Genomic DNA, 4,170 nt, shown 5'->3' with positions numbered 1-4,170 from the left:
TTCCGGAACGAGTTCGCGTAAAGCCGATAACACCTTTGCCGGTGTGGAACAAGTGGACGAAATGGGAAGTATGAAGCTCGACATCGAAGCCCAAACCCGAGCCGTAATTGAAAACATACGCGATTTTTTGTCTGAAGAAGGCGCCGGATTGGAAGACATCGTTGATGTAACCACATTTTTGGTAAATATGAATGATTTTGCCGGCTACAACAAGGCCTATGGCGAGTATTTTGATTACGATGGTCCCACAAGAACAACCGTTGCGGTGCATCAACTTCCCCATCCGCATTTGTTGGTGGAGATTAAGGTGATGGCTTATAAACCGGGGTAGTTATTAGCATTCAAACTTTGACTGGCAAAATTTGCATTAGGAAATTTAACCCAATATCTTTTATAACTTTTTATTAATATGATGGGTCAACAGCAAGGCGAGTACCAAAGCCAGGGCTGATTCAGGAAGAAGAAAGGTGGATTGTTTAATACCATTTACGGTAACTGAAAATCCTTCATAAATAAAATGAGTATCACCTGAATTTAAAGTTATAGCATAAAGTATCCGCAAGGGTATAAACGCGTATAAAATTGAAAAATGAAAACTGATAACAAGTATTATATTAACTATTGCTCTTATAAAAGGTTTATTTACATTTATAAACATCTGAAATTCATTTAGAAAACTAAAATTAATAAAATTTGGCAACTGAAACAATAAATATTCAAAATTTCATCAACGGTAGCTTTCAAGACCCGAAATCCGGGGAATGGATTGACAATTACAATCCTTCTTGTGGTGAGGTGTATGGTAAAATTCCAAACTCAGGAAAGGAAGATGTAGAAGCTGCTTTTCAAGCTGCAGAAAAGGCTTTTCCCCAATGGTCAAACACCACTTTGGAAGTGCGTAGCCGAATCCTTTCCAAAATCGCCGATTTGATAGAAGAAAAACTTGATGTGCTTGCCGCAGCAGAATCCAAAGACAACGGAAAACCGATTACGCTGGCCACAAAAGTGGATATTCCCAGAGCATCGGCTAATTTTCGGTTTTTTGCACAAGCTATCACCCAATTTGCAGCCGAGTCGCATGAAAGTGTGGGCTTAAATGCCATAAACTTTACGTTGAGAAAACCACTGGGCGTAGTGGGTTGTATTTCACCGTGGAACCTTCCACTCTACTTGTTTACCTGGAAAATTGCCCCGGCACTCGCTGCAGGAAATTGTGTTGTGGCCAAACCCAGTGAAGTCACACCTATGACCGCTTTTTTACTTAGTGAAATATGTATAGAAGCAGGCCTTCCTCCCGGAGTATTAAATATTGTTCACGGTCTGGGGCCCACTACCGGGCAAGCCATTGTGGAACATCCAAAAATCAAAGCCATTTCCTTTACCGGAGGTACAGCCACCGGCGAACACATTGCGAGAACAGCTGCTCCGATGTTTAAAAAACTTTCTCTCGAACTGGGTGGAAAAAACCCCAACCTCATCTTTGCAGATTGCGATTATGAGAAAATGCTGGACACCACGGTGCGTTCTTCTTTTGCCAATCAGGGCCAAATCTGTTTGTGTGGTTCACGGATATTTGTAGAAGAAAGTATATACGAAAAATTTAAAACGGACTTTATAGCTCGTGTAAAAGCACTGAAAGTGGGCCATCCTTCTGAAAAATCAAGTAATCTGGGAGCCTTGGTCTCCCAAGCCCATCTCAAAAAAGTACTTTCATACATTGAAGATGCGCCTAATCAGGATGCAAAAATCCTTTGTGGTGGAAAACATGTTACCGTTCAAGGGTATGAAAACGGTTATTATTTTGAACCCACTGTTATCGAAGTGAAAACCAATCAATGCAAACTCAATCAGGAAGAAATTTTTGGACCTGTCGTCACTATCATGCCTTTTAAAACCGAAGAAGAAGCTTTGTCCATGGCCAATGATGTGCGGTACGGACTTTCTGCAACACTTTGGACAACCGATTTAAACCGAACAATGCGGCTGAGCAATCATTTAGAAGCCGGAATTATTTGGGTAAATACTTGGTTGATGCGTGATTTGCGCACCCCTTTCGGCGGGATGAAAGACAGTGGTGTGGGTCGTGAAGGCGGCTGGGAGGCATTACGCTTTTTTACTGAGCCCAAGAATGTGTGTATTCAGTATACTTAAAATTTTAAAATCACTAAATTTGAAGTTATTTCTTCAAATTAAATAACAAGACTCCCTCCCGTGGGGGAAACGGATATGAAAAAGAAACTAAGAATAAATGGCCACTCACACTTGCTTCCTTATCCGGAAGAGATTCCGCAATTTATGAAAGACAAAGAAATCTTTTGGGTGGATAAAGACCGGAAGTTTATGCTCCAAAAAAACTGGAGCCGCCCGGTGACCGATTCCAGCTTTTTTCTTGACGAAAAAATGGAGTGGATGGAGCGCAACAAAATTGACCACGCTGTGGTACTCAATCTTTCACAATTGTATGGAAACGGCCTGCGTGTGGAAGAAATGAAACAAGCCTTACGTTTTCAAAACGATTTTAATGCAAAAATTCAGCATGACAATCCCTCAAAGTTTACAACAGGTTTTGTGGTGCATCCCGGACTTTTGAAAGGAGCCATGTGGGAAGTAGAACGCTGTGTGGAAGAACTGGGTATGCAATTGTTGTGTTTACCCACTCATTATATGGACACCATTGGTACCTGGCGCTGTATTTTTGACGAAGAAAATGAAGAATTATTTCAACTCGCAAGCAAGTATAATCTTGCAGTTGAAATTCATCCTTATGACGGTGAGAAATTTATCCTTTTGGAAAACACATCCTGGCGTTTTCACTTGATTTGGATGCTTGCACAGTGTGCAGATGCTTATCATTTTTTAACACTCAACGGCTATCAGGATAGATTTCCGGGAATGCGTACTTGTTTTGCACACGGTGGACAATTAGCACAAATCAATCTGGGAAGACGCATTCAAGGTTTTGACGGTCGACCCGATTTGTTTGAAGGGAAACACCACCCCAGAAAAGCAGTTGCCCATAAAAACATTTTCTTTGACACATTGGTTCACGATACCGGCTCGCTTGAGTTACTGGTTAAAAACCAAACTTCAAAACAAGTCATTATGGGGCTGGACGACCCCTACCCACTTGGTGAAATGGAAAGTGAACGCCAGTCCTCCTATCCCGGAAAAATCCTGGATTTAGCCAAAGAAAGAAATATCCTCACTGAAGATGAATGTGACGCCATCTGGAGTGATAATGTGATTCAATGGCTGTGTGGTGATGACGAGCAGGCCAAACAAAAATTAATCAAAAGAATTACCGGACAATAATTATGGTCTGATTATCTATAAGTATAGGCCTAATATATTAGGCCTCCTCTGCATAAGCCTCTAAAATACAAATAAATCAAAAAATGGATTTCATCTCTGAAGAACTCGACAATTATGTTGTGGCTCACACCCAACCTGAACCGGAATTGCTACAACAACTCAACCGCGAAACCTGGGCAAAAGTACTGCAGCCCCGAATGCTAAGCGGGCATTATCAAGGAAGAATGCTGAGTATGATTTCAAAACTTGTAAACCCCAAAACCATATTGGAAATTGGCACTTATACAGGTTACTCTGCATTGTGCATGATGGAAGGCATTCAAAAAAACGGGATTTTGCATACCATCGATCATAATGAAGAGTTGTTTTCACTACAGCGAAAGTATTTTGATTTATCAGGATTTGGCAAGCAGATCGTTCAGTATGTTGGTGAAGCATTGGAAATTATTCCCAAACTGAATGAAACCTATGAACTGGTGTTTATTGATGCCGACAAGGAAAATTACATTAACTATTTTGAACTTGTTGTTCCAAAAATGAAAAGCGGTGGCGTGATTTTATCAGACAACGTTTTGTGGAGTGGTAAAGTTCTTGAAAAACCAAAAAAAGACGATATAGACACCCTTGCACTTATTGCTTATAACAAACTTCTTAACAGCGACCCAAGGGTAGAAAGTGTAGTATTACCCATCAGGGACGGTTTAACAATTTCGCTGATTAAATAACAAGGGTTTAAAACTTTCGCTTTATAGGGCCGGTGATTTCGTCTATATCTTCCTTGACCTTGTCGATTTCCTTTTGAACATCTTGAGTAATGTCGATATCTAGACCACGATCCTTGGCGCTTTTAGTGATTTC

Annotated in this window: 4 protein-coding genes; all 4 read left to right on the top strand. The window is 40.7% G+C overall.

What is annotated here, in order from left to right; genetic code table 11:
* The coding region (locus tag AC6F75_RS10445; RefSeq protein WP_500714963.1) for a Rid family hydrolase at positions 1-331 on the top strand (331 nt) is incomplete at its 5' end.
* Between the two features lie 377 nt (positions 332-708).
* Positions 709-2,151: an aldehyde dehydrogenase family protein gene (locus AC6F75_RS10440; RefSeq protein WP_500714964.1), complete on the top strand. Its 1,443-nt coding sequence runs from the start codon at positions 709-711 to the stop codon at positions 2,149-2,151.
* Between the two features lie 75 nt (positions 2,152-2,226).
* Positions 2,227-3,312: an amidohydrolase family protein gene (locus AC6F75_RS10435; RefSeq protein ID WP_500714962.1), complete on the top strand. Its 1,086-nt coding sequence runs from the start codon at positions 2,227-2,229 to the stop codon at positions 3,310-3,312.
* Positions 3,313-3,395: 83 nt separating this feature from the next.
* A complete protein-coding gene (locus AC6F75_RS10430; protein ID WP_500714961.1) occupies positions 3,396-4,037 on the top strand; it encodes a class I SAM-dependent methyltransferase in 642 nt (213 codons plus the stop codon).
* The last annotated feature ends 133 nt before the right edge of the window (positions 4,038-4,170 follow it).

This window comes from Planktosalinus sp. (assembly GCF_059864935.1).
Note: the sequence above shows the minus strand (reverse complement) of the source record. Positions and strands in the feature narration are given on the sequence as shown.